At 66.8% G+C, this 19,136-nt stretch carries 15 protein-coding genes and 1 pseudogene; 7 read left to right on the forward strand and 9 right to left on the reverse strand.

The features are described 5' to 3' along the window. Positions 1 to 461 precede the first annotated feature (461 nt). On the forward strand, positions 462 to 1,652 hold the full coding sequence (locus ACVOMH_RS07800) for a tellurite resistance TerB family protein (RefSeq protein WP_481551561.1): 1,191 nt from the start codon (positions 462 to 464) through the stop codon (positions 1,650 to 1,652). 72 nt (positions 1,653 to 1,724) lie between these two features. On the opposite strand, the gene ACVOMH_RS07805 is transcribed toward ACVOMH_RS07800, so the two are convergent. Further along, on the reverse strand, positions 1,725 to 2,996 hold the full coding sequence (locus tag ACVOMH_RS07805) for an amino acid permease (RefSeq protein ID WP_481551562.1): 1,272 nt from the start codon (positions 2,994 to 2,996) through the stop codon (positions 1,725 to 1,727). 212 nt (positions 2,997 to 3,208) lie between these two features. On the opposite strand from ACVOMH_RS07805, the gene ACVOMH_RS07810 reads away from it, so the two are divergent. Then, the gene (locus tag ACVOMH_RS07810; protein WP_481551587.1) at positions 3,209 to 5,035 is read left to right on the forward strand and encodes a DUF885 domain-containing protein; all 1,827 of its coding nucleotides are present in this window, start codon (positions 3,209 to 3,211) and stop codon (positions 5,033 to 5,035) included. A 200-nt stretch (positions 5,036 to 5,235) separates the two neighbouring features. After that, positions 5,236 to 6,405, forward strand: a complete 1,170-nt coding sequence (locus tag ACVOMH_RS07815) for a metallophosphoesterase (protein ID WP_481551563.1) — start codon at positions 5,236 to 5,238, stop codon at positions 6,403 to 6,405. 20 nt (positions 6,406 to 6,425) lie between these two features. Here ACVOMH_RS07815 and ACVOMH_RS07820 read toward each other — a convergent pair whose 3' ends face one another. The 6 genes from ACVOMH_RS07820 to ACVOMH_RS07845 all read right to left on the reverse strand — a co-directional run bounded on the left by ACVOMH_RS07820 (position 6,426) and on the right by ACVOMH_RS07845 (position 12,420). After that, positions 6,426 to 6,923 carry an MgtC/SapB family protein gene (locus tag ACVOMH_RS07820; RefSeq protein WP_481523563.1) on the reverse strand — a complete coding sequence of 166 codons (498 nt, stop codon included), beginning with the start codon at positions 6,921 to 6,923 and terminating at the stop codon, positions 6,426 to 6,428. Positions 6,924 to 7,156: 233 nt separating this feature from the next. Continuing rightward, the gene (gene mtnC, locus ACVOMH_RS07825; protein ID WP_481551564.1) at positions 7,157 to 7,858 is read right to left on the reverse strand and encodes an acireductone synthase; all 702 of its coding nucleotides are present in this window, start codon (positions 7,856 to 7,858) and stop codon (positions 7,157 to 7,159) included. A 53-nt stretch (positions 7,859 to 7,911) separates the two neighbouring features. Then, positions 7,912 to 8,466 carry a 1,2-dihydroxy-3-keto-5-methylthiopentene dioxygenase gene (locus tag ACVOMH_RS07830; protein WP_481551565.1) on the reverse strand — a complete coding sequence of 185 codons (555 nt, stop codon included), beginning with the start codon at positions 8,464 to 8,466 and terminating at the stop codon, positions 7,912 to 7,914. A 74-nt stretch (positions 8,467 to 8,540) separates the two neighbouring features. Continuing rightward, a complete protein-coding gene (locus ACVOMH_RS07835; RefSeq protein WP_481551566.1) occupies positions 8,541 to 9,188 on the reverse strand; it encodes a methylthioribulose 1-phosphate dehydratase in 648 nt (215 codons plus the stop codon). Positions 9,189 to 9,420: 232 nt separating this feature from the next. Next, positions 9,421 to 10,866 (reverse strand): amino acid permease, encoded by a 1,446-nt coding sequence (locus ACVOMH_RS07840; protein ID WP_054658303.1) that lies wholly within the window; start codon positions 10,864 to 10,866, stop codon positions 9,421 to 9,423. 78 nt (positions 10,867 to 10,944) lie between these two features. Next, positions 10,945 to 12,420 (reverse strand): amino acid permease, encoded by a 1,476-nt coding sequence (locus tag ACVOMH_RS07845; RefSeq protein WP_481523567.1) that lies wholly within the window; start codon positions 12,418 to 12,420, stop codon positions 10,945 to 10,947. Positions 12,421 to 12,607: 187 nt separating this feature from the next. Here ACVOMH_RS07845 and ACVOMH_RS07850 point away from each other — a divergent pair. Continuing rightward, a pseudogene (locus ACVOMH_RS07850) lies at positions 12,608 to 13,153 on the forward strand (NUDIX hydrolase); the annotation flags it as partial. A gap of 122 nt (positions 13,154 to 13,275) precedes the next feature. Here the strand turns inward: ACVOMH_RS07850 and serA are convergent. Then, on the reverse strand, positions 13,276 to 14,517 hold the full coding sequence (serA, locus tag ACVOMH_RS07855; RefSeq protein ID WP_054658300.1) for a phosphoglycerate dehydrogenase: 1,242 nt from the start codon (positions 14,515 to 14,517) through the stop codon (positions 13,276 to 13,278). A 204-nt stretch (positions 14,518 to 14,721) separates the two neighbouring features. Between serA and ACVOMH_RS07860 the strand changes: the two genes are divergently transcribed. Genes ACVOMH_RS07860 through ACVOMH_RS07870 form a run of 3 tightly spaced genes read left to right on the forward strand, consistent with a single transcriptional unit; the run spans position 14,722 to position 18,291 of the window. Continuing rightward, the gene (locus tag ACVOMH_RS07860) at positions 14,722 to 16,110 is read left to right on the forward strand and encodes an FAD-binding oxidoreductase (RefSeq protein ID WP_481523568.1); all 1,389 of its coding nucleotides are present in this window, start codon (positions 14,722 to 14,724) and stop codon (positions 16,108 to 16,110) included. A 49-nt stretch (positions 16,111 to 16,159) separates the two neighbouring features. Beyond that, positions 16,160 to 16,459: a DUF2388 domain-containing protein gene (locus tag ACVOMH_RS07865; RefSeq protein WP_481551567.1), complete on the forward strand. Its 300-nt coding sequence runs from the start codon at positions 16,160 to 16,162 to the stop codon at positions 16,457 to 16,459. Next, positions 16,459 to 18,291: a DUF7844 domain-containing protein gene (locus ACVOMH_RS07870; RefSeq protein WP_481551568.1), complete on the forward strand. Its 1,833-nt coding sequence runs from the start codon at positions 16,459 to 16,461 to the stop codon at positions 18,289 to 18,291. Before ACVOMH_RS07865 ends, ACVOMH_RS07870 begins: the two co-directional genes overlap by 1 nt. 116 nt (positions 18,292 to 18,407) lie before the next feature. On the opposite strand, the gene yeiP is transcribed toward ACVOMH_RS07870, so the two are convergent. Continuing rightward, positions 18,408 to 18,974: an elongation factor P-like protein YeiP gene (yeiP, locus tag ACVOMH_RS07875; protein WP_054659816.1), complete on the reverse strand. Its 567-nt coding sequence runs from the start codon at positions 18,972 to 18,974 to the stop codon at positions 18,408 to 18,410. Positions 18,975 to 19,136: the final 162 nt, after the last annotated feature.

Below are 19,136 nucleotides of genomic sequence, written 5' to 3' on the forward strand. Positions count from 1 at the left end.
TGGTCGCCAATGAAGCCCTTGGTCGAGAAGCCGTGCTGGAGCGACATCGGCATCTAGCGCAAGCTCAGGGCCAGTCTTCCGGACAGACAATGTCGATGTGATCTGGGTGGGTTGTCTTTTGGGCTTTGCAAAAGCCCATCGCCGTTGCCGGAAGTAGAACGGCAGGCCGGCGATGGATCAGCACGCCCCCGCTGCAGCGCTTCGCTGCCGCCGATGGTGGTCACGGCGTCGGTCCGGTCCCCAAGGGGAAAGTGGCAGCACATCGCGTCAGTTGGTCTCAATATTTGCGATGTCGTGCCGATAGCCTGACGGAGCTGTTTCGTCCGCGCGTGTATGGCTGGCGGGACGCTGTGGCGACGTGTTGCCGTGCCCTTGCCGCGCGCGGCTGTTTCCGGTGGTGGACCGTCTATATCGAGTCCGCCACCGGTCGTGTGGTTGAACAGTTCTATGGAGAGCGCTGTATGTTGCCGTTGGCATTGATTCCCTGGCTGGCTGGAAGCACTGGAGTATTGGGGGCCGCGGCTGCCGCGTACCTGTTCAAGAAGGACGACAAAACGCTGCCGGCAGTGATTCCGGGAGTGGCGCCGGTGGAGATGCCGCGCTGGGGCCGGTTCGATGATTTTTCGCTGCTTCTGGCCTCGGCGGTGTTCCTGATCGACGGCAAGCTCAGTGACGAGGAAGCCCGTTACCTGGAGGAGCTGCGTCGGCGCTCGCCGGAGGAATCCTGGCGCAAGGTGGCGACCGCGCTGGAGGAGCCCAACCTGTTCGCGGTGCTGGGGCGCTGGTACAAGGCGCTGGACCAGGAAGAAAAGGAGCAGGCCGAGACGCTGCTGTCGGAGCTGGTACGGGTCGACAACCAGGTCGCGGAGGAGGAAGTCGCTTTCCTGGTGCAGTTCTCGCAGATCGTGGATGGCAACGAGCCGCTGGTGCTGTACGTGTCGCGGCCGATGCAGGGTGGCAGTCCGGATCACGGCCTGTTCAAGTACATCGCCAAGCCGGAGTTCCTGGCCGATTTCCCGCGCTCCGAGTGCGTGTATCGCGAGGGTGAGGTCTATATCGAGCACCCGTTCCTGGATCAGGCACTGGAGCGCTTCTCGGCCGACGACTTCCAGGTGGCCCAGGAGGCGATGTACGAGGGGCTTATCGGGCTGATGAAGGATCTGGGGGCGAAGAAGATCGTCCTGTCCGACTATGTCGAAGAAAAAGGCGCATCCGGCAGCCATGTCGGTGGCGGGGTGAACGTGACCGCCGGGGCAGGGCCGGCCAAGATCGGGGTGGGCGGAAAGGCCGGTTACGACGTCAGCGCGGATGATCTGATGCGCGAGAAGCAGGATCTGGTGGTGACGTTCGAAGGCTCCAAGCCGCGGATCATCGACCGCGTGCTGCAGCGGCGCTGGCATGCCCGGCTGATGAAGAAGTACGCGGCCAACAAGCAGTACCGGGTCATCATCGACGGTCGTTTCGGCGACAACCGGATCAAGACCTTCTCCCACCAGATGAAGTCGGTGGATGCACGCAAGCTGGCCAAGGCGATCAATGCCGCTGCCAAGCTGGACAAGAAGATGGTCAAGGTGGGTGTGGACCTGAAGGTCAAATCGAGCAATTCCAGCGTCTACACGGTGGAAAAGCTGATCAAGATCGACTTCCACTGACCCCGATTGCGTTGCCTGGACAAACAAAAACGGCACTGCAGATGCAGTGCCGTTTTCTGTTGCGGATCGGGCTCAGCCCTTGCGGCGCAGTCCGTAATAGATCGGCAGGCCGGCGATGATCAGCACGCCGCCCCAGGCCAGCGCCTCGCTGCCGACGCCGACGATGGCGTAGAGGCTGAAGGCCAGCGCGCCGGCGGCGGCGATCCGCGAGGCGATGCCGGTGCCGCGCCACAGCCAGGCGGCCGAACCGGCCAGATAGGGCAGCAGGGTGGCGGCGGTGGACAGCAGCACCGAGAACTTGAACAGGTCCACCAGCGAGCGGTTGTAGTTGCAGATCACCAGCACGGTGGCCAGCAGGCAGCTGATGATGACGCCGAAGGCCGGTGCGCCGCGGCGGTTCTCGCGGGCGAAGGCGCGCGGCAGCACGCCGTCGCGGGCGGCGGCCATCGGCAGCTGGGCCGAGAGCAGGGTCCAGCCGTTGAGCGCACCGACGCAGGAGATGGCCATCACCACGGCCAGCAACATGCCGGCGGTCGGGCCCCACAGCGCGGCGGCGGCATCGGCCATCGGCGCGCCGGAGTGGGCCAGCACATCGGCCGGCAGCAGGCCGATCACGGTGGTGCAGGCCAGCACGGTGGCGATACCGGCGATGGCGGTGCCGGCCACGGTGGCTCGGGCTACGGTGCGCGGGGCGTCATCGACCGAGTCGGCCGGCACGGTGGCCGCTTCCAGGCCGATCATCGCCCACAGGGTCAGGGCGACGGTGGCACCGGCCACGGCGCCCAGCGACTGCCCGCTGGGGTTGAACGGCACGTAATGGCCGGTGTCGACAAACCACAGCGCCACAAGCCCGAACAGCAGCAGCGGCACCACTTTCAGCACGGTGGTCAGCAGCTGCAGGCGGCCGGCCTCGCGCACGCCCAGCAGGTTGACCCCGGCGCACAGCCACAGCGCGACCAGCCCGCAGGCTGCCGCCCGGACCGGGGTGGCGGTCAGGGCGGGGAAGATGGCGCCGACGCTGCCGGCGAAGGCCACGGCGATGGCGGCGATGGCGCACCACATCGAGATCCAGTAGCTCCAGGCCACCATGAAGCCGGGCAGCTCGCCGAAGGCGTTGCGGGCGAACACGTAGGGGCCGCCGGTCTGCGGCCAGCGTTTGGCCAGCCGGGCGAAGGTGACGGCCAGCAGCAGCGCGCCGCACAGGGTGATGGCCCAGCCGATCAGGGTGGCGGCGCCATACGGGGCCAGGGTGGCGGGCAGCAGGAAGGTGCCCGAGCCGATCATGCTACCGACCACCAGCGCGGTGGCGGACCAGAAGCCCAGGGGGCGGCGAGAGTTAGTCATAGGAATACGGCAACGGCATGGGCCACGCCGGCGCAGCCAGGGGCGGCGGACGGGCGGGAGAAGAAGGAGCGGCGGCCGCCAGGGCCGGAACGCGGAGGGGGCGAAGTATGACGGTTCAGCGCCCGGGCCGCGACGGCCCGGCCCGCCGTGACCTTTGGCCCTTTCCTGCGGAGCGTTCTGGATCGACGCTGGCCACCTTGTCCACCGTATGGATACCCCCGATGAACTTCCGCCCTCTGGCGTATGCCGTCTCACTGTCGCTGGCCACCGCGCTGACGGCGTGCTCGCCGTCTTCGCCGCCGGCCGCTGGCGATGCCACCACCCAGGCGCCGCAGGCCGACAAGGCCGCGCAGCTGAACCAGCTGTATGCCGACTACTGGGAAGGCGTGCTCAAGCTGAACCCGCTGCAGGCGACCTTCCAGGGCGACAACCGCTACAACGACCAGCTGCCGAACTTCGCCTCGGCCGAGTTCCGCCAGCAGAGTCATGATTTCAGCACCGAGTGGCTGGGCAAGGTGGAGAAGCTCGGCGATGCCGGGCTGTCCGGGCAGGACCTGCTCAGCTACCGGATCTTCGTCGAGGAGCAGAAGCAGTCGCTGGAAGGGGAGAAGTTCCCGACCTGGATGATGCCGGTCAACCAGATGGGCTCGACCGTGAGCTATGCGGTGATGCTGGGTTCGGGCCAAGTGGCACAGCCGTTCAAGACGGTGAAGGACTACGACAACTGGCTGGCGCGTGCCGGCCGCATCCCGCTGGTGCTGGAGACCGAAATCGGCAACATGCGCGAGGGCATGAAGGCCGGCGTGGTGCAGCCGCGCGTGCTGATGGAAAAGGTGGTGCCGCAGTTCGACGAGATCCTCACCGCCAAGCCCGAGGACAGCCAGTTCTGGGGGCCGATCAAGGCCATGCCGGCTGATTTCCCGCAGGCCGACAAGGACCGCCTGACCGCGGCCTACCGCACGCTGATCGCCGATCAGCTGATGCCGGCGATCAAAAAGCAGCGTGACTTCATCGCCAACGAGTACCTGCCGGCGACCCGCGACACCGTGGGCCTGGATGCACTGCCCGAGGGCAAGGCGTGGTACGCCTTCAACGCCAAGGAGAGCACCACCACCGCACAGACGCCGGAGCAGATCCACGCCATCGGCCTGGCCGAAGTGGCGCGCATCCATGCCGAGATCAACCAGGTGATGGCGCAGGTGGGCTTCAAGGGCTCGCTGCAGGACTTCTTCAAGTTCATGCAGAACGACAAGCAGTTCGAGTTCAAGTCCGAGCAGGCGCTGCTGGAGCACTACCGCGGGCTGGAAGCCAAGGTCAACGCCAACGTCGGCAAGCTGTTCTCGCTCACGCCCAAGGCCGGCTTCGAGATCCGTCCGGTGGAAGCGTTCCGCGCCAAGTCGGCGGCCGGTGGGTCGTACATGACGCCGAGCGAGGACGGTACCCGTCCGGGCATCTTCTACGTCAATACCTATGACCTGCCCACGCGCAAGACCTGGGACGCCGAGGACCTGTTCCTGCACGAGGCCATTCCCGGCCACCACTTCCAGCTGGCGTTGCAGCAGGAACTGAAGGACGTGCCGGCGTTCCGCCGCTTCGGCGGCGAGACCGCCTTCATCGAGGGCTGGGGCCTGTATGCCGAAAGCCTGGGCAAGGATCTGGGCGTATATACCGATCCGTACAGCTACTTCGGCCGCCTGCAGGGCGAGCTGTGGCGCGCGGTGCGGCTGGTGGTCGATACCGGCCTGCATTCGAAGAACTGGAGCCGCCAGCAGGTGCTGGACTACATGTTCGCCAACTCCTCGGTCAGCGAGCCGGACGCCATTGCCGAAGCCGAGCGCTACATCGCCTGGCCGGGCCAGGCGCTGGCCTACAAGACCGGCGAACTGAAGATCCAGGAGCTGCGCAAACGTGCCGAGCAGAAGCTGGGCGACAAGTTCGACATCCGCCAGTTCCATGCCGAAGTGCTGAAGGACGGCTCGGTGCCGCTGGATGTGCTGGACGAGAAGATCAATACGTGGATTGCTGAAAAGTCCAAGTAATCTGCGGTGGAGTGACCTGGCAAGGGCATCGCCAATGCGGTGCCCTTGCCGTTTGTGGCGCACCGGCACGCGCGGCGACGGAGTGTTCCAGTCACGCCGGCGCCGATGGCATCGCGCCATGGCACAGTGCTGCGCTGTTTCCCCTTCCCCTGTGAGGGTGCGTACCGGTCGTTGCCGGATGCGTGCCCCTGTTACCGATGATGACCCTGATTGTTTCCCTGATCCTGCCGTTGATGGCGCTGTGGCTGTGGTGGCCCGTGCACTTCCTGTCCCAGCGCCAGCGGCGCTGGCATATCGGCCCCAGCCTGGCCCTGGCGCTGCTGGGGCTGGCGTTTGCCATGCTGTGGCGGCTGGATGTGTTCGCCTACGCGGTGGAGGCATGGATCCAGCTGGTGTTCGGCTGGGTGCTGGTGATGTTCATCCTGCTGCTGGTGTTCCTGCTGCTGCGCGAGGCCGGCTGGCTGCTGACGCGGCTGTTCCCACGCCAGGGTGCGCTGGCCACGCTGTGGCATGGGCGTGGGCTGAACCAGGGTGCGGCGGCGGTGATCGTGCTGCTGGCGACACTGGGCATCGGCAATGGATTGAAGCCGCCGGCGGTGCAGGAGCGCGAACTGGTGGTGCCGAACCTGCCGGTGGAGATGGACGGGCTGCGGGTGGCGGTGCTGGCCGATCTGCATATCAGCCCGGTCAAGCGCAGCTGGCGCACCGAGCGCATCGTGGCGGCGACGCTGGCGGTCAAGCCCGACCTGATCGTGCTGCCCGGTGACATGGTCGATGGCGGAGTGGAGGACACCGCGCCATTTGTCACCGCGCTGGCCGATCTGCAGGCGCCCTATGGCGTGTGGCTGGCGCCGGGCAACCACGAGTACTACCACGGCTATGCGCGCTGGATGGCGCACTTCCGGCAGATGGGCCTGGGCGTGCTGGAGAACCAGACCGCGACGCTGGACATCCATGGCCGGACGCTGGCGCTGTCGGGCGTGGGGGATCTGGCCGCGCTGCGGGCCTCGCCCTACATGCACGGTGGATTGGCGCCGGATCTGCCGGCGGTGGTGGCCGCGGCCCGTGGCAGTGATGTGCACGTGCTGTTGGCCCACCAGCCCAAGCAGGCGCGCGCCGCGGCGGCAACCGGCGCGGTGGATCTGCAGATCTCCGGACATACCCACGGCGGCCACATGCCCGGCTTCGATCGCTGGGTCGTGGCACCGTTCAACCACGGCTACGTGCGTGGCGAGTACCGGGTGCAGGACATGAGCCTGTTCGTCAGCAGCGGCGCGGGGCAGTGGGACGGTTTCAGTGCGCGGCTGGGCGTGCCGTCGCGGATCGAGGTGCTGGTGCTGCGGCGCGCGGCGCAGGCTCGCGCGCACTAAGCCAGGCGCTGGGACTGCCGTCAGCTGTCGCTGGTGTTGTCCGGGTCCATGCGGTCGGGCATCAGTTTCGGAATCGTGCTGACCACCGCCAGCGCCGCCACGGTGGTGGCCACGGCCACCATCTGCATGCCCATGCCGGCGGCCATGCCGATGGCGGCGGTCATCCAGATGCCGGCGGCGGTGGTCAGGCCCTGAACGCGTTCTTCCTTGTCCAGCTTGAGGATGGCGCCGGCGCCGAGAAAGCCGATGCCCGAGACGATGCCCTGCATCACCCGGGTGACATCGCCGGTGGAAGCGCCGGCCTGCAGCGGCGCCAGCACAAACAGCGCCGAACCCAGGCTGACCAGGATATGGGTCTTCAGCCCGGCCGCACGGCCCTTGCTTTCACGCTCCAGCCCGAGCGCGCCGCCGAGCACGATGGCGGTGAGCAGCCGCGAGACGATGACCGTCAACGTGCCCAGGTCCGGAATGGCGAATTCGGCGCCCAGTGCCTGGCCGATCTGTGAAGCGATACCCATCTGCGTGTTCCTGCCGGAAGTGCCGGCCGCGATGGTGCCATGGTCGCCGCGAAGAGGGTTTCATCACGGCGCCGGCGTGGCGCCCGCCGGGGATAGTGTTGCCAACGAATCGAATCGAATCGAATCGGTGCGGGCCAGTGCCGGTTGGCGGGCCGTCTTGTTCGGCAAAACTCGGTGGTTCTGTTGCCGGGAAACGGCCCGAAGGGGCCGTTTCCCGTCGTATCACAGCCGGTTCAGAGCGTGATCTGCTGGAAATTCTCGACCCGGGTGTGGCCGTGGGTGGCGTCGCCGGTGCGCGGCATCGGGTAGTCGGACAGGCGGTCCAGCAGCACGGTCTGCAGACCGGCCTCGCGGGCGGCGTCCAGTTCCTCGACGATATCCGACAGGAACAGGATGTCCTTCGGTTCAATGCCGATCGCCTCGGCGATACGGGCATAGCTGGCGGTTTCGCGCTTGCCGCCGATCTCGGTGTCGAAATTGCCGGAGAACAGGCCGTTGAGGTCGCCGGCATCGGAGAAGCCGAAGAACAGTTTCTGTGCCGGCACCGAGCCGGAGGAATAGACGTACAGCGGCAGCCCGGCAGCCTGCCAGCCGCGCAGCACCGCGGCCACTTCCGGATACAGATGCGCGGTGTAGTCGCCGTTGCGGTAGCCGACCTCCCAGATCATGCCCTGCAGCGCCTTGAGCGCGGTGTGCTTGCGGTCCTGGTCGATCCAGCCCTGCAGGGTTTCGACGATCACTTCGTCCTGGCAGGCGCCGGCGGCGATTTCGGTGGCCACCGCGTCGAGCCAGCGACGCACATCCGGCTGCTGGCCGTGTTCGCGGACGAAGCCGGGCAGGGCGGCGCGGGCGTAGGGGAACAGCACTTCCTTGACGAAGGAGATGCTCGAGGTGGTGCCCTCGATATCAGTGAGGATGGCGCGTGGCTGGGACATGCGGAAAGTCTTCAAGGCAGAGGCGGCGGCCACGCGGCGGTGGCCGCGCGGGATCAGGCGGCGCTGGGTTCGTAACGCGGGAAGCGCTGGGCGATGTCGGTGCCGGTGAAATGGCCGACCCAGCCGTCCGGTTCGGTGAAGAAGCGGATCGCGGCGAAGCTGGGCTCCTCGCCCATATCGAACCAGTGGGTGACGCCGTCCGGAACCGAGATCAGATCGTCCTTGACACACTCCACCTCGTAGACCTTGTCACCCACGTGCAGGGTGAACAGGCCCGAGCCGGCGACGAAGAAACGCACTTCGTCTTCCTTGTGGTAGTGCTCATCAAGGAACTTGGCACGGATCTCGGCGCGGTTGGGGTTGTCCGGCGCGATCGAGGCCACGTCCACGCTCTTGAAGCCGTGCGCGGCGACCAGACGGTCGATGTCCTCGCGGTAGGCGGCAAACACTTCCTCCTGGCTGGCGCCCGGGGTGACCGGGTGTTTGGCCTGCCAGCGTTCGAAGGTGACACCGATTTTTTCCAGTTCGGCGGCGATGACCGCGCCGTCGCGGCTGTCCAGCAGCGGGGTGTCCGGGGCGGTGTCGTTGAAAATGCGCAGTCGGCTCATGGCGATGGACTCGACGGGGGGAGGGGGAGCGTAGCAGGCACGTGCCGGTGCGGCGGTGTGCCGTGCGGAAGAGATCAGGCGTTGCCGCGCAGTTTGCGCAGCTCCAGTTCGCAGTGCAGAAGGAACTCGAAGGCTTCCAGATGGCGGCGTGCTTCGGCCATATCGCGGCCCCACGCATACAGGCCGTGGCCGTCGATCAGGTAGCCCCACATCGGCCCCTTGTCGAGTTCGGCTTCCACCTGCGCGGCCAGCACGTCCATGTCCTGGGTGTTGGGGAACACCTTCAGGTCGACCGTGGTTTCGTGGGTGGAATTGCCGTGCAGCGCCTTGAGCAGCTCGTAGCCGTCCAGACGGATATGGCCTTGAGGGGCGAACAGGCGCGAGGCGATGGTCTGCACCGGCGAGTGGGTATGCAGCACGCAGCCCACGTCCGCGAAACGGGCGTAGAGCTGGGTGTGCAGCAGGGTCTCGGCCGAGGGCCGCAGCGGCCGGCCGACGGCCTTGCCGGCGAAGTCCACGACCATGATGTCGCTTTCGATCAGACGGCCCTTGTCCTTGCCGGACACGGTGATGGCCGCGTGCTGGTCATCGAGCCGGTGCGAGAAGTTGCTGCTGGTGGCGGGCGTCCAGCCGGCCTGGGCCAGTTCGCGGATGTTGTCGATCAGCAGCTGGGCCAGTTCACTCAGCCGCTGGGTGTCGTAGGGGGCGGAAGGCGCGTTCATGGCCGGCATTCTAGCAACTGCCGGAGCAATCCATGCTTTTATCCGGATGGAACGTATGGGTTTTTCCGGCGCGGGTGCGCAGGCTCAGGCAAGCGGCTGTGCGTCATGCAGGAACGGCAGGCCAGCCATTCTCGCGGCAACGCCGCCGAAGGGGGCACGCATGGATGGGCGCCATGAAAAAGCCCGGGCGCTGGCGCACCCGGGCGGTATCCATGGCACGGCAGTGACCAGATCAGCCGCCCTTGCCGGTGTTCTCGGCGTGGAGCTTGCTGTGACGGATGCCGTAGAGGAAATAGATGAGGAAACCGGCGGCGGTCCACACGCCCATCAGCATCCAGTTGTGGGCGGTCATGGCGGTGAGCAGGGCGATGCAGCTGATCACGCCCAGGCTGCATACCAGCCATGCCATCGGGATACGGAACGGGCGCGGCAGGTCCGGCTGGGTGCGGCGCAGGACCAGCACGCCGGCGCAGACCGCGGCGAAGGCGATCAGTGTGCCCATCGAGGTCAGCTCGCCGAGGATGTCCAGCGGGAACAGCGCCGCCAGCAGGGCGATGCCGATACCGGTGATGACGGTGTTGATGTGCGGGGTGCGGTACTTGGGGTGGATCCGGGTGAACACCGGCGGCAGCAGGCCGTCGCGGCCCATGATCATGAAGATGCGCGGCTGGCCGATCACCATCACCAGCACCACCGAGGCCAAACCGATCAGCGCGCCGACCTCGACGATGATGCGCAGCCAGCTCAGCTGCGGATGCGCGGCCACTGCGGTCACCACCGGCTCGGCGGTGCCCAGCAGCGTGTACGGCACCAGTCCGGTCATCACCGCGGCCATGGCTATGTACAGCACGGTGCACACCACCAGCGACAGCAGCATGCCGATGGGCATGTCGCGCTGCGGCCGGTGCGATTCCTGCGCGGCCACCGAGACGGCCTCGAAGCCGATGTAGGCGAAGAACACCATCGCCGCGCCGCGCAGCACGCCCTCGAAACCATACTTGCCCGGGCCCTCGTTGGCGGGAATGAACGGGGTCCAGTTGGAGGTGTCCACGTATTTCCAGCCGGCGAAGATCACCAGCAGGATCAGGCCGGTCTTGAGGATGACCATGCCCATGTTCATGGCCGAGGATTTGCGGATGCCGACGTAGCACAGCCAGGTCAGCAACAGCACCAGCACGGCGGCCGGGAGGTTGGCGATGGCACCGGTGGGCTTGAGTTGCGCGTCCAGCGGGGCGTTGACCAGCGCGGCCGGCAGGTGGATGTCGAAATGGCTGAGAAAGCTGAGGAAATAGCCGGTCCAGCTGACGGCCACCGCTGAGGCGGAGACGCCGTATTCCAGTACCAGCATCCAGCCGATGAACCAGGCCGACAGCTCGCCGAAAGTCGCGTAGGTATAGGTGTAGGCGCTGCCGGAGACCGGCACCATCGAGGCGAACTCGGCGTAGGCCAGGGCGCAGAACGCGCAGCAGATGGCCGCCAGCAGGAAGGACAGCATGATTGCCGGGCCGGCATGGTTGGCCGCGGCGGTACCGGTGATGACGAAAATGCCGCCGCCGATCACCGCGCCGATGCCCAGTGCGGTCAGACCCCACGGGCCCAGGGTGCGGCGCAGGCTCAGGCCTTCGGCCTCCTTGTGTGCGGCGTGCGGATGCTTGGTGGCCCACAGTTGCTTGAACATGGTTCGGGTCTTCGCTGGTCGGTGCGCGGTGGCCGCGCAAGAAAGCCGGCGCACAGCGCGCCGGTCGTCAGTGGGAAATCAGGCGCGCTTGTTGAGCTTGCTGTGGCGCATGCCGTAGCCCAGGTAGATGGCCACGCCCAGCACGTTCCACAGCACGAACACCAGCCAGTGCGCGGCGAAGGCCATGGCGAACAGGCCCAGGCAGATCAGCGCGCCGGCCGGAGCGATGAACCACACCGCCGGCACGCGGAACGAGCGCGGCATATCCGGTTTGGTCCGGCGCAGCACCAGAATGCCGATGCACACCGTGGCGAACGCCAGCAGGGTGCCCATCGCCACCAGTTCGCCGAGCACGCTCAGCGGCACCAGTCCGGCCAGCGCGGCAGCGATGACGCCGACGATCACCGTGCTCAGGTGCGGGGTGCGGTACTTCGCATGGACCTTGCCGAAGATCGACGGCAGCAGGCCGTCGCGGGAGATGGTGTAGGCCACGCGGGTCTGGCCCATCATCATCACCAGGATCACCGAGGACAGGCCGGCGATGGCGCCGATCTCGACCCAGGTCTTGAGCCAGGTCAGCTTGGCGTAGGTTTCCAGCGCGGTGACCACCGGCTTGTCGGTGCCCAGCTGGGTGTATGGCAACAGGCCGGTCAGCACCGCGCAGACGATGATGTAGATCACCGTGCACACCGCCAGCGAGCCGAGCAGGCCGATCGGCATGTTGCGCTGCGGATCACGGGTTTCGCCGGCGGCGGTGGAGACCGCGTCGAAGCCGATGTAGGCGAAGAACACGATCGAGGCGGCGCGGAACACGCCGGTCCAGCCGAACTCGCCGAAAGTGCCGGTGTTTTCGGGAATGAACGGGGTCCAGTTGGCCGGGTCCACGTACATCGCGCCGAAGCCGACGAACAGGCAGATCACGGTGACCTTGATCGCCACGATGATCGCGTTGACGAAGGTGGACTGGGTGACACCCACGTACAGCAGGCCGGCGATCGCCGCCACGATCAGCACCGCCGGCAGGTTGAACAGCTTGCCGGAGGCGATGAACTGGCCGTCTTCCCAGACCACGGGCGCCGCGGTCAGTGCATCGGGGAAAGGCAGGTTCAAGGTGGTGGTGAGGAAGCTGATCATGTACGCCGACCAGCCCACCGCCACCGAGGCCGAGGCGAACAGGTACTCCAGCACCAGGCACCAGCCGATGAACCAGGCCATGCCTTCGCCCAGGGTGGCGTAGGAATAGGAATAGGCGCTGCCGGACACCGGGATCATCGCGGCGAACTCGGCGTAGCACAGGCCGGCGAAGGCGCAGGCCAGCCCGGCCAGCACGAAGGACAGCATGATTGCCGGACCGGCATGGTTGGCCGCGGCCTGGCCGGTGACGACAAAGATGCCGGCGCCGATCACCGCGCCCATGCCCAGCAGGATCAGGTGCCGGGCGGTGAGGGTGCGCTTGAGTGTGGCTTCGCCTTGCAGGCTGCCTTCGACCGGTTCCCCGGCATCGACATGTGCGGCCGGTTCGACCGGCTTGACCCTCAACAGTGTTTTCAGCATTCCGCGTAATTCCCGAGCGATGTGTTGGCCCGAACACCACAGGTGACGGGGCCGTTGTGTTGTGTCTCAAACTGAATGACAGGCAACCGCACTACCTTGCCAAACGCCGCCAGACTCGACAAGCGCAGGTGCAACATGGATGGCGATAATGACCGCCGGAGTGAAACGTCTGGATGTGCTTGCAGTCATGCATGAGCAGGATCAACGGTTGCGGGGGGCGTTGGAAGACTATGCGCGGCGCTGGCCGGAGCAGGCGGCCCTCGCGCGTGAATTTGTGGCCCTGCTCGACGCCGGTGGAGTGGACCCGTTCACCCGCCAGCGTCTGGCCGGTCACTTCACCGGCAGCGCGTGGCTGGTCAGTGGCGATGGCCGGCGCGTGCTGTTGACCCATCACCGCAAGCTGCGGCGCTGGCTGCAACCGGGCGGTCATGCCGAGGGCGACCATGACCTGGCGGCGGTGGCGCTGCGCGAGGCGCAGGAGGAGTCGGGGGTGGCCGGGCTGGTGTTGGCCTCGACGGAAATCCATGACCTGGACCGGCACTGGATTCCCGCGCGCGGCGATGTGCCCGGGCATTGGCATTACGACGTGCGCTATGTGGTGATGGCGGGTGGTTCGGAGGAATTCCTGGTCAGTGAGGAGTCGCTGGCGCTGGCGTGGCGCCCGGTGGTCGAGATCGCCGAAGCGGATGACGAATCGATGCGGCGCATGGCGCAGCGGTGGGGGGGGGGGGGGGGGGGGGGGGGCGGCCCCGGCCGACGGGTGATACTGGGGCTGCCCGGGCCTCTGGCGCCGTCGGTATGGCGGCCGGAATGCGCGCGGCGGCGGTTGCCGCCACCGCGGAGCCGGCCATCGCCTCAGTACAGGATGCGGGTGCGCAGCGTGCCCGGGATCGCGGCCAGGTCCTCGCGGATCGCCGCAGCCTGTTCCTCGGTCGCGCTGATGTCGATCACCACGTAGCCGACCTTGGGGTCGGTACGCAGGAACTGGCCGTCAATGTTGAGGTTGTGGCGCGAAAAGATCTCGTTGATCTTGGACAGCACCCCGGGCACGTTGCGGTGGATGTGCAGCAGACGCAGGCTCTGCTCGTGCTCGGGCAGGGTCACTTCCGGGAAGTTGACCGCCGAAAGGGTGGAGCCGTTGTCGCTGTAGCGCACCAGTTTGGCGGCCACCTCGATGCCGATGTTGTCCTGTGCCTCGAGCGTAGAGCCGCCCACATGCGGGGTCAGGATCACGTTGTCGTGCGCGGTCAGCGGCGATTCGAACAGGTCGCCATTGCCCTTGGGTTCGACCGGGAACACGTCCACCGCGGCGCCGCCCAGATGGCCCGAGCGCAGCGCGGCGTCCAGCGCGTCGATATCGACCACGGTGCCGCGGGCGGCGTTGATCAGGTGCGCGCCGGGCTTCATCCTGGCCAGCTGCGCGGCGCCGATCATCCACTGCGTGGAGGCGTTCTCCGGCACGTGCAGGGTGACCACGTCGGCACGGGCCAACAGGTCGTCCAGACCGGCGGCCGGATGTGCGTTGCCCAGCGACAGCTTGCTTTCGATGTCGTGGAAGATCACATGCATGCCCAGCGCCTCGGCCAGCACGCCGACCTGGGTGCCGATGTGGCCGTAGCCGATGATGCCCAGGGTCTTGCCGCGCACCTCGTGGCTGCCGGTGGCCGACTTGGACCAGCCACCGCGATGGCATTGGGCATTCTTCTGCGGGATGCCGCGGGTGAGCATGATCGCTTCGGCGATGACCAGCTCGGCCACCGAGCGGGTATTGGAGTAGGGCGCGTTGAAGACCGGAATACCGGCCAGTTCGGCCGCTTCCAGATCCACCTGGTTGGTGCCGATGCAGAAACAGCCCACCGCGATCAGGCGCTTGGCATGGGCCAGCACCTCGGCGCTGAGGTGGGTGCGCGAGCGGATGCCGATGATGTGCGCCTCGGCGATACGCGCCTTCAGCTCGTCCTCGGGCAGCGACTTGCTGTGCAGCTCGATCTGCGAATAGCCGGCGGCCTTGAAGGTGTCCACGGCGGTCGGGCTGACCCCCTCGAGCAACAAAACGCGGATGTCCTGCTTCGGGAACGAGGTCTTCTTGGGCGACATGTCGGGCACGAGGGCAACGGTGGCTGGGCCGTCACTATGCCAGAACCGCACCGCGTTTGGTGCACTGCGCAAGAAGGCAAGGCATTGAAGCTAAAAGGTTTCATGTGAATGTAATTGTCCGGTTGCGGACGTGGCGCCGGTGCGCTGGACGGCGCCCGGCGGGACTGGCACGCTTGCCGGTCTTCACGTCGCCCGAACACCGTCATGACCGATCCACGTCTGGAATCCCTGTTGCAGTCCTGTCCCCATCTGCGTCTGAAAACCGGGCCGGGCGATCTGGAGCACTACGGGCGCGACTGGACCCGGCGCTGGACACCGGCGCCGCTGGCCATCGCGCTGCCGGGCAATGTCGAGGAAGTGCAGGCGGTGGTGCGCTGGGCGAACACGCACAAGGTGGCGCTGGTGCCCTCCGGCGGTCGTACCGGCCTGTCCGGCGGCGCGGTGGCGGCCAATGGCGAGCTGGTACTGAGCCTGGAGCGGATGAACAAGGCGCTAGCGTTCGATGCGGTGGACCGCACGCTGACCGTGCAGGCCGGCATGCCGCTGGAGGCCCTACACAACGCCGCCCGCGAACACGGTCTGATCTATCCGGTGGATTTCGCCGCGCGCGGCTCCTGCTCGATCGGCGGCAATATCGCCACCAACGCGGGCGGCATCCGTGTGATCCGCTATGGCAATACCCGCGAGTGGATCGCCGGGCTGAAGGTGGTGGCCGCCAATGGCGAGCTGCTGGAACTCAACAAGGGCTTGATCAAGAACTCCAGCGGTTACGACTTCCGCCAGCTCATGATCGGCTCGGAAGGCACGCTGGGAATCGTGGTCGAGGCGACGGTGAAGCTCACCGATCCGCCGCCGGCGACCAACGTGATGCTGCTGGCGCTGCCCTCGTTCGAGGTGCTGATGCAGGTGTTTTCCGCATTCCGCGAGCGGCTGCAGCTGGAGGCGTTCGAGTTCTTCACCGATCTGGCGGTCAAGCACGTCACCGCGCATGGCGCGCAGTATCCGTTCCAGGAGATCCACCCGTATTACGTGGTCACCGAGTACGCCTCGGCCGACGAGGCCGGTGAGGCCGCCGCGCTGGCCGCGTTCGAGCACTGCATGGAGCAGGGCTGGGTGCTGGACGGTGTGATCAGCGCCAGCGAGGCCCAGGCCCAGCAGTTGTGGCGGCTGCGCGAGGGCATCACCGAGGCGGTGGCGCGCTACAAGCCGTACAAAAACGACGTGTCGGTACGGATTTCGGCCATGCCGGCGTTCCTAGCCGAGACCCAGGCGCTGATCAGCGGCGCCTACCCGCACTTCGAAGTGGTGTGGTTCGGCCATATCGGCGACGGCAACCTGCATATCAACGTGCTCAAGCCCGATGACACCTCCGATGCCGAGTTCCTGGCGCAGTGCGAGCAGGTGACCAAACTGCTGGCGCAGGTATTGCATTGCTATGACGGCAGCATCTCGGCCGAACATGGGATCGGTCTGGTCAAGAAGGCGTATCTGTCCAGCACCCGCGACGCCGCCGAAATCGCGCTGATGCGCGCGGTGAAGCGTGCGTTCGATCCCAATGGCCTGATGAATCCGGGCAAGGTGTTCGACCTGTAAGCCGTCTGCGGCTACGCTTGCCGCCTTTCCACCCCACGTTGACCTGCCGATGATCCGCCCGATCCTGTTCTGCGCCTTGTTCACCCTGCCGATGTCGGTGTTCGCTTCCAGTTTTGCCGGCACTTCGGCGGGCTCGGCGACCGGTGCCTCCTCCAACTCTTCGGGCAGCAGCTCCGGCGATGACAAGGTGGTGCTGGATGCCCGCGAAGACGCGGCCGGTTTTGTCGGCAGCGGCGGGGTGATCCGGGGCGCCTATCTGGAAGCGGCACTGTTGTACCTGCGCGAGCGCGATGCGGCCGCCCGCGAGGCCAGCGACATGGCGCTGGCGCGGAAAATCCTGGCGCTGTGATGGCCCGTTGCCGGCTGCCGCCTGCGCGGTGGCTGGCGCTATTGCTGCTGCTCGGCAGCGTCTTCCCGGTCGGGGCGGCGTTGCGGGTTGAAGTCGCGGATACCGGTCTGACACCCGCACAGCGGCAGCTCACCCAGCGGTTGCTGGAGGATGTGCTGGGCCGCCTTCCGCACCCATTCAAGCAGCGTTTCGACCTGCCACTGCAGCTGCGCTGGCGCGACGACTTGCCGGCGCAGGTGCATGGCCGCGCCCGTGGCCATGAGCTGGGGCTGCAGCGCGCACTGCTCGAGCGCATCGATACTGCCGATCCGCACGCGTGGCGTGCGGCACAGGCGACGCTGATCCACGAGCTGGCCCACGTCCTGGACCGTTCGCCTGCAGGGCGCTGGTCGGCACAGCCGCGGTTTCTGGACCTGGCCGGCTGGCAGCGCAAGCCGCTGAAGATGGGCCGAGGCCGCAACGCGTTCGCGCTGCGCAGCCCGGACGCCTACGAGCGGCACAGTCCCGCGGAGTTCTTCGCGGTCAACCTGGAACATGTGCTGCTGGATCCGGATTACGCCTGCCGGCGCCCGGCATTGCAGGCATGGTACGCAGCCGCGATCGGGTTGGAGCAGGTCACGGACGGCGCCTGTGCAGGCAGCCTGCCGTTCGTGCGCGCCGGCGAGGAGGAGGGCACCGGTACGCTGCTGGAGCTGGACCCGCAGCGCGTCTATGAGGTGGACTACCTGCTGGCCGAAGGCAACGACGTGCTGATGAGCCGCTGGGGCCACAGCATGCTGCGGCTGGTGGTCTGCGCGCCGGGGCGCCCGCGCGGTCCGGCCTGCCGCATGGATCTGCAGTACCACCTGGTGCTGTCCTTCCGTGCTTTTGTCGGTGATGTGCAGATTTCCAGCTGGCGCGGATTGACCGGTTCCTATCCCTCACGGCTGTTCGTGCTGCCGCTGAACCGGGTGGTGGACGAGTACACCCGGGTGGAGCTGCGCAGCCTGTCTTCCACGCCGTTGCAGCTGCAGCGTGATGAAGTGGCCGCTTTGTTGCGGCAGGCCGCGCGGCTGCACTGGAGCTATGACGGGCGCTACTACTTCATCAGCAACAACTGTGCGGTGGAAACCTGGAAGTTGTTGCACGAGGGCGTTCCGCGCTTTGCCGCCGCACCGCTGTCTTCGATCACCCCGACAGGCCTGCTGAAGAAACTGCGCCGGGCCGGGGTCGCGGTGCCTGCGCCGGCGGGGGATCGCGCCGAAGCGGTTCGCCGCGGTTATTACTTCGAGTCGGCCGCGCCGCACTATGCGCTGGTGTTTGCCCGGCTGCAGGCAAAAATGCCGCTGCCGGTGACCAGCGTCGAGGCGTGGTTGGCGCTGCCGGCCCTGCAGCGGCGACGCTGGATCGACACGGCTCCCGGTTCCGATGGCGAGTACGTGGCTGCGCTGCTGATGCTGGAACAGGCGGCGTGGCGCCGCAACGAACTGCGCGCGCGCGACCGGCTCAAGCGCGTGCTGCTGTCGGCACCGGCCGATTCGAGCACGACGCCGCGTTTCCGCCAGCTGATGGAGCAGGCCGGAGTGCTGCTGGCGCCGGGCACGCTGCCGGTGGCGGGTTACGGGTTGCCCCAGGCACGGGAACTGGCCCCACTGCGGGAGCAGGTCGAGCAGCGGGTTGCGGTAGCCGCCGCGGAGGCCGCCGCGCTGCGACAGGCCTTGCAGGAGCTGTTGCCGGCGACCGAGCGCGCCGAGATCGAGACGACACGGGCCACGCTGGAGGTGCTGCGTCAGCGCCTGCGCGTGCTGTACGGGGACGCTGCGTCATCGGAGAGGGGCGGGGAGCCGCGCTGATCCGGAAGATGGTTGTGATGTGCCCGGCCGGCAACGCGGGGCTGTGCTGGCGTTCGGGCTGTGACGGTACGGACGGACAGGCGCCGGGCGCCTGTCCGTCACCCGGCACGCCGCGGTCAGTCGGCGCGGCCGCCGAACTCGCCGGTGGTGGTGTTCACCAGGATGCGTTCGCCGTTGGTGATGTACTCCGGCACCATGATCTCGATGCCGGTATTGAGCTTGGCCGGCTTGGGGCGCTTGGTGGCGGTGCCGCCCTTCAGTTCCGGCGGGGTCTCGACCACTTCCAGGGTGACGTGCTGCGGCAGCTGGATCGCCACCGGCTGCTCGTCGATCACCTGCACGTAGATGCCGGTCAGGCCTTCGGTGATGTAGCCGGCGTCGTCGCCGATCACGTCCGCGTCCAGCGTGTACGGGGTGTAGTCCTCGTCATCCATGAACACGAAGGCATCGCCATCCATGTAGGAGAAGGTGGACTGGCGGCGCAGCAGTTCCACTTCCGGCAGGTTGTCATCGGCGTCGAAGCTGGCATCGAGCTTGTTGCCGCCCGGCACGCTGTACATGATGAACCGGAAGCGGACGTTGCCGCCGCGGCCCTGCGGCGAGCTGCGCTCGATGTCGCGGATCTGATAGACGCCGTTGTTGTACTCGACGACGTTGCCTTTCTTGATGTCGTTGGCTTTCATGCTTGGAAAGTCGGTTGGGGTTGCGGAAGGGGGAAACGCAAGCGGGCGCCCGGTGGGGGGCCGGGGCTTGGTGATTTAGGTTCCACACGCACCGCCCCCGCAAAGGGGATGGGGTCAACGGTTGGGTAGGGTTTTGCAATGTTTTGGGCGACCACGCCCGCG

Source organism: Stenotrophomonas sp. STEN013, assembly GCF_056760355.1.

Coding starts and splice junctions, on each gene's coding strand:
- ACVOMH_RS07815 (WP_481551563.1), top strand. CDS start 5,236: ATGACCCTGATTGTTTCCCTGATCCTGCCGTTGATGGCGCTGTGGCTG.
- ACVOMH_RS07845 (WP_481523567.1), bottom strand. CDS start 12,420: ATGCTGAAAACACTGTTGAGGGTCAAGCCGGTCGAACCGGCCGCACAT.
- ACVOMH_RS07830 (WP_481551565.1), bottom strand. CDS start 8,466: ATGAGCCGACTGCGCATTTTCAACGACACCGCCCCGGACACCCCGCTG.
- ACVOMH_RS07870 (WP_481551568.1), top strand. CDS start 16,459: ATGGCCCGTTGCCGGCTGCCGCCTGCGCGGTGGCTGGCGCTATTGCTG.
- mtnC (WP_481551564.1), bottom strand. CDS start 7,858: ATGTCCCAGCCACGCGCCATCCTCACTGATATCGAGGGCACCACCTCG.
- ACVOMH_RS07860 (WP_481523568.1), top strand. CDS start 14,722: ATGACCGATCCACGTCTGGAATCCCTGTTGCAGTCCTGTCCCCATCTG.
- ACVOMH_RS07865 (WP_481551567.1), top strand. CDS start 16,160: ATGATCCGCCCGATCCTGTTCTGCGCCTTGTTCACCCTGCCGATGTCG.
- ACVOMH_RS07800 (WP_481551561.1), top strand. CDS start 462: ATGTTGCCGTTGGCATTGATTCCCTGGCTGGCTGGAAGCACTGGAGTA.
- yeiP (WP_054659816.1), bottom strand. CDS start 18,974: ATGAAAGCCAACGACATCAAGAAAGGCAACGTCGTCGAGTACAACAAC.
- ACVOMH_RS07820 (WP_481523563.1), bottom strand. CDS start 6,923: ATGGGTATCGCTTCACAGATCGGCCAGGCACTGGGCGCCGAATTCGCC.
- ACVOMH_RS07835 (WP_481551566.1), bottom strand. CDS start 9,188: ATGAACGCGCCTTCCGCCCCCTACGACACCCAGCGGCTGAGTGAACTG.
- ACVOMH_RS07805 (WP_481551562.1), bottom strand. CDS start 2,996: ATGACTAACTCTCGCCGCCCCCTGGGCTTCTGGTCCGCCACCGCGCTG.
- serA (WP_054658300.1), bottom strand. CDS start 14,517: ATGTCGCCCAAGAAGACCTCGTTCCCGAAGCAGGACATCCGCGTTTTG.
- ACVOMH_RS07840 (WP_054658303.1), bottom strand. CDS start 10,866: ATGTTCAAGCAACTGTGGGCCACCAAGCATCCGCACGCCGCACACAAG.